The sequence below is a fragment of the Dokdonella sp. genome (genome assembly GCF_049593775.1).
Taxonomy (GTDB): Bacteria; Pseudomonadota; Gammaproteobacteria; order Xanthomonadales; family Rhodanobacteraceae; genus Dokdonella.
Map to the genome: position 1 here is coordinate 1 of NZ_JBAWHJ010000075.1, position 4807 is coordinate 4807.

Below are 4807 nucleotides of genomic sequence, written 5' to 3' on the forward strand. Positions count from 1 at the left end.
TTTCGTCGTCAGCGAGCCGCACATCATACAACCATTTTTCCTACCGTCAACACCTTGCGATGCCCTTTTTCGCATCGCCTCTCTGTGCCAACCCCCGCCCAATCAAACTGTCTCCAACAGCCCAACCTCAACGGGGCGCGCATCCTAACCGCAGGACGCGCTTTGTGGAAGCGATTTCGCAAAAAAATTTTGGGTGGCCAGGCAGAGCGCACTCGTTGCGCCCCATTCCAGAGCCCGAGCAGACGCGCGAAAGAGCCTAAAATTCAGGCATGGCGCGAAATTCGGCCCGCATTTACCCCTAATCACAGCGACCTCGCAGAAGATACGCGGGACAGGCGCTACTCAGCGTGCCTCGACGGGCAGGGGCGCGGCAACTTCGAGCTGAAGTCCATCATCGCGAATTGCGCCCACATCTCTGACTGCTGCGCCCGCCGCAGGGCATGTTCGCAAGCCAGGCCGCACTGATAGGGAACAAGCGGCGCGAACAGCGCGCCGGTCGGAACGTCTTCCACAGGAACGAAAATTCTCATTTGGAGACCACCTTCGCCGATTCGGCGCTTCTTGATTGGACTCCAGTCAAGCATCGGTGGCGGTGCTTGCGGCGGCATGACAGGTCGAAATCCGGGGGAAATCTGTCAAAACTCTGACATTGGGAATCACTGCAGGCAGGCAGGGCTTCAGACTTCGATCATCTCGAAATCCGACTTGGTCACGCCGCAATCCGGGCAGGTCCATGTCTCGGGCACATCTTCCCAGCGAGTACCAGGCGCAATTTCATCATCTGGCCAACCCTCGGCTTCGCTGTAGAGCAATCCACAAACGACGCACATGAAGGTTCGATACGGTATTTCTGGCTGTGTCATGGCTCTATGCAATTGAATGGAAGAGACGCAACGCGCCAAGCGCTGCGCATACTATTGTGTCAGCTTGCGCAGGTCGCGCAAAGCACGACCACTGCAGGTTGATGATGATTCGACTCCATGGGCTCTATGCAATTACCGCCGGTCCGCGACCTGATCTCGAGGCCGCCGTGGATGCTGCCCTGGCAGGCGGAGCCAGAATCATCCAGTACCGCGACAAGACGCGCGATCGTGCCCGGCGCAGCAAGGAGGCCGCGATACTTGCCCGAGCCTGCGCGCGATTCACGGTTCCCCTGATCATCAACGACGACGTGGAGCTCGCCCTTGAGTGCGCCGCTGCGGGTGTGCACCTTGGCTCCGACGATGAGCACATCGATGTCGCTCTGGAGCGACTTGGACAAGACGCAATTGTTGGCGTTTCCTGCTACGACTCTTTGCAGCGAGCGCGGGAGATGGCAGCCCAAGGTGCGAGTTATGTGGCATTCGGCGCGTTTTTCCCGTCATATACCAAGCCCGGTGCGCGCAAGGCTGGCCTGGATTTGTTGCGGTATTCCGCAGACCTTGGCATCCCAAGGGTGGCGATCGGCGGTGTCACCCCGGACAATGCACAAGCGCTGATTGATGCAGGCGCTGACTGCGTGGCAGTAGTCAATGCGCTTTTCGGCGCTGCCAATATCGAGGCCAGCGCCCGACAATTCAGCAACCTTTTCCCCCTGACCGCAACGAGAATCCCATGAGCTCCAACCACGAACTGTTCCAGCGCGCGCTCCAGCTGATGCCGGGCGGCGTCAATTCCCCGGTGCGCGCATTCAACGCCGTTGGCGGCGAACCATTCTTCACGCATCGTGCTGACGGCCCCTATCTCTGGGATGTCGAAGGCAAGCGCTACATCGACTATGTCGGATCCTGGGGCCCGATGATTGTCGGGCACAATCATCCGGCAGTGCGCAAGGCGGTAGCGGAAGCTATTGAGAACGGGCTTTCCTTCGGCACCCCATGTGCCGCCGAGCTGACGATGGCCGAGACGATCAGCAAGCTCGTGCCATCGATTGAAGTCTCGCGCATGGTAAATTCCGGCACGGAAGCGACCATGTCAGCGATCCGGCTGGCACGCGGGTTTACCGGTCGGCCCCGCATCGTCAAGTTCGAAGGCTGCTACCACGGCCATGGTGATGCATTCCTGGTCAAGGCTGGCTCCGGCGCACTAACCCAGGGCACGCCGACTTCACCCGGCGTGCCGAAAGCACTCGCAGACTTGACCATGACGCTTCCATTCAATGACTTCGAAGCCGCCAGCAAGATGTTCGAAGACACAGGTAGCGAAATTGCCGGCCTGATAGTCGAGCCCGTTCCCGGCAACATGAACTGCGTTCAACCTCGCGAAGGCTATCTTCAGCATCTACGCGAACTGTGCACGCAACATGGCGCCCTGCTCATCTTCGACGAAGTGATGACAGGCTTCCGTGTTGCACTCGGTGGCGCGCAAGCCCACTACGGGATCACTCCCGACCTGACCACGCTGGGCAAGATCGTCGGCGGCGGAATGCCCGTTGGTGCCTATGGCGGCAAGCGCGAAATCATGCAGCAGATATCGCCAGCCGGGCCGGTTTATCAGGCCGGAACATTGAGTGGCAACCCGGTCGCCATGGCCGCGGGGCTGGCAATGCTCGAACTGGTGCAGGCTCCCGGTTTCCATGCCGAACTGACCCGTCGAACGATCTTGCTGACAGATGGACTCCAGGCCCTTGCGGATGGAGAGGGCATCGACTTCACGACCACGCGAGTAGGCGCCATGTTTGGCCTGTTCTTCAGTAGTGAAAAGATAGAGACCTACGCGCAAGCCACGGCGGCAGACCGCACTTTGTTCAATCGATTCTTCCAGAGCATGCTCAAGCAGGGTGTCTTCTTCGCACCCGCCGCCTACGAGGCCGGCTTCATGTCCATGGCACATGACGAAAGCATAATCGCCGACACGCTGCGGGCCGCCCGGACAGCATTCGCTGAACTGCGCCAATGAGTGACTCCAATCTTCACCTGAACACCCTGGCCGTTCACGCGGGCGGAGAGTCCGATCCGCAAACCGGTGCGGTCGTGGCTCCGATTCACCTGGCTACGACGTTTCGCCACGGGCCGTCCGGCGAACGCGTTGGCGGCTACGAATACCAGCGCGAAGGCAATCCGACCAACGACCGACTGTGCGCAGCAATTGCAGCGCTTGAGGGCGGAGCCGGAGCGATCACCTTCGCATCGGGCATGGCAGCAATCAGCAATCTTCTCGAGTCGCTGCCTGCCGGAACACGTATCGCCATCCCGGACGATTGCTACACCGGCCTCAGGGCGCTGGCTGCCGAATTCCTGCCACAACGCGCGATCAACGTCGTCACGATCAACATGGCAGACACACACGCCGTGGAGGCCGCATGCGCCGATGGAATCGACCTGATTTGGGCCGAAACGCCATCGAATCCGCGCATGCAGGTCTGCGATATCGCCGCTCTGGCGAAAATTGCACATGCGCATGATGCGCTGCTGGCTTGCGACAACACGTTCGCTTCGCCGGTCTTGCAGCAGCCACTGGCGCTGGGCGCAGATATCGTCATGCACTCAACGACAAAGTATTTCGGCGGACACAGCGATGTGCTCGGTGGCGCTCTGGTGTTCGCCCGAGCCGACGGCCTGCATGCACGCGTGGCTCATCGAGTGCACATAACCGGTGCCACGCTGGCTCCCTTCAGTGCCTGGCTGACACTGCGTGGCTGTCGTTCCCTGCCCGCGCGCATGGCCATGCACTGCTCCAACGCACGCGCTGTGGCCAATTTCCTTTCAACTCATTCCGCCATCGAACGCGTCAACTACCCAGGCCTGGCATCGCATCCGGGACATGAAGTGGCGAAGAGGCAAATGCGCGATTTCGGCGGCATGCTCAGCATCGAATTGAGCGGCGGCAAGCCCGCTGCACTGGATATGGCTGGGCGACTGCGACTGTTCACCAATGCCACATCGCTCGGCGGTTGCGAATCACTGGTCGAACACCGCGCATCGGTAGAAGGTGCCAATCCTGTTTCACCCGGCAATCTCTTGCGCCTGTCCATAGGCCTGGAGCATGTCGACGACTTGATAGCCGACCTCGAGGCAGCACTCGCCTAGACAACGATCGAGTCGGGCTTGCGCAGCCCGGATCCCATCAGAGCTGCTGAAATGCCCAACCCAGTCTCGCCAAGCCGTCGGCGATATCTTCTTCGCCGATATTGAGCGCTGGCACAAAACGCAGCACGCCGGCGCCAGCCTGCAATACCAGCAACCCTTCGCGTGCAACAGCATCAAGCACGTCGTCAACACGTGTGGCGAACGCAGGCGTCAACACGGCGCCGAGCATGAGGCCGCTCCCCCTGACCGCTTCGATGGCACCTGTTTCCGCGCCGAGATGCTCGAGCCCCAAACACAATCTGCCAGATTGCTGCTGCCAGCGGGTTGCCATCAAAGGTCGATCCATGCGAGCCGAACAGGAGGGACTGCGCAGCATTGATGCCGACCAGCATCGCAGCAATCGGGAATCCGCTGCCCAGCGCCTTGGCAAGGGTCATGACCTCAGGAATCACGCCCGGCCACTGATGGGCCCACAGGCGCACTGTCCGACCCATGCCGCACTGGACCTCTTCGAAGACCCGCAATGCACCGAGGGCGCTGCAACGCTTGCGCAATTCGCAAAGAAATTTCGGGGTTGGCAGAATCGACTCCCCCATCGCCCTCAATGGGCTAGACGAGTACACCAGCAACCTCGTCAGTCGAAGCGGGATCAAGGGCACCGAGGTCATTGAAAGCCGAGTAGCGAAACTCCCGCGGCAGCGACCCGAATCCCTGGTGACACCTCGGCAGCGCAATGGCCGTTGCGGTGGCCAGGCAGCAGGCTGCATAGCGCCATGTCGATGAGCGACTCAGTGTAGCTC

The 4807-nt window shown here is 60.5% G+C and carries 5 protein-coding genes and 1 pseudogene; 3 read left to right on the forward strand and 3 right to left on the reverse strand.

The genetic code is table 11. The annotated features are described in order from the left end of the window. Positions 1 to 677: 677 nt before the first annotated feature. A complete protein-coding gene (locus WBP53_RS02610; RefSeq protein ID WP_423925645.1) occupies positions 678 to 863 on the reverse strand; it encodes a rubredoxin in 186 nt (61 codons plus the stop codon). Between the two features lie 104 nt (positions 864 to 967). Here WBP53_RS02610 and thiE point away from each other — a divergent pair, with 104 nt between their 5' ends. From thiE to WBP53_RS02625, 3 genes are read left to right on the forward strand one after another with little or no spacing between them, the layout of a single operon-like run. Further along, the gene (thiE, locus tag WBP53_RS02615) at positions 968 to 1597 is read left to right on the forward strand and encodes a thiamine phosphate synthase (protein ID WP_423925651.1); all 630 of its coding nucleotides are present in this window, start codon (positions 968 to 970) and stop codon (positions 1595 to 1597) included. Continuing rightward, positions 1594 to 2877, forward strand: a complete 1284-nt coding sequence (gene hemL, locus WBP53_RS02620; protein ID WP_423925647.1) for a glutamate-1-semialdehyde 2,1-aminomutase — start codon at positions 1594 to 1596, stop codon at positions 2875 to 2877. The genes thiE and hemL overlap by 4 nt, the downstream gene beginning before the upstream one ends. Continuing rightward, entirely contained in the window at positions 2874 to 4007 is a 1134-nt protein-coding gene (locus tag WBP53_RS02625; RefSeq protein ID WP_423925649.1) for a trans-sulfuration enzyme family protein, read from the forward strand. The genes hemL and WBP53_RS02625 overlap by 4 nt, the downstream gene beginning before the upstream one ends. A gap of 37 nt (positions 4008 to 4044) precedes the next feature. Here the strand turns inward: WBP53_RS02625 and WBP53_RS02630 are convergent. Together WBP53_RS02630 and WBP53_RS02635 are read right to left on the reverse strand one after the other, a co-directional pair. Further along, positions 4045 to 4675, reverse strand: a pseudogene (locus tag WBP53_RS02630) (aminotransferase class III-fold pyridoxal phosphate-dependent enzyme). Then, on the reverse strand, positions 4617 to 4807 hold a 191-nt coding region (locus tag WBP53_RS02635), incomplete at its 5' end, for a hypothetical protein (RefSeq protein ID WP_423925653.1). The gene WBP53_RS02635 and the pseudogene WBP53_RS02630, both read right to left, overlap by 59 nt.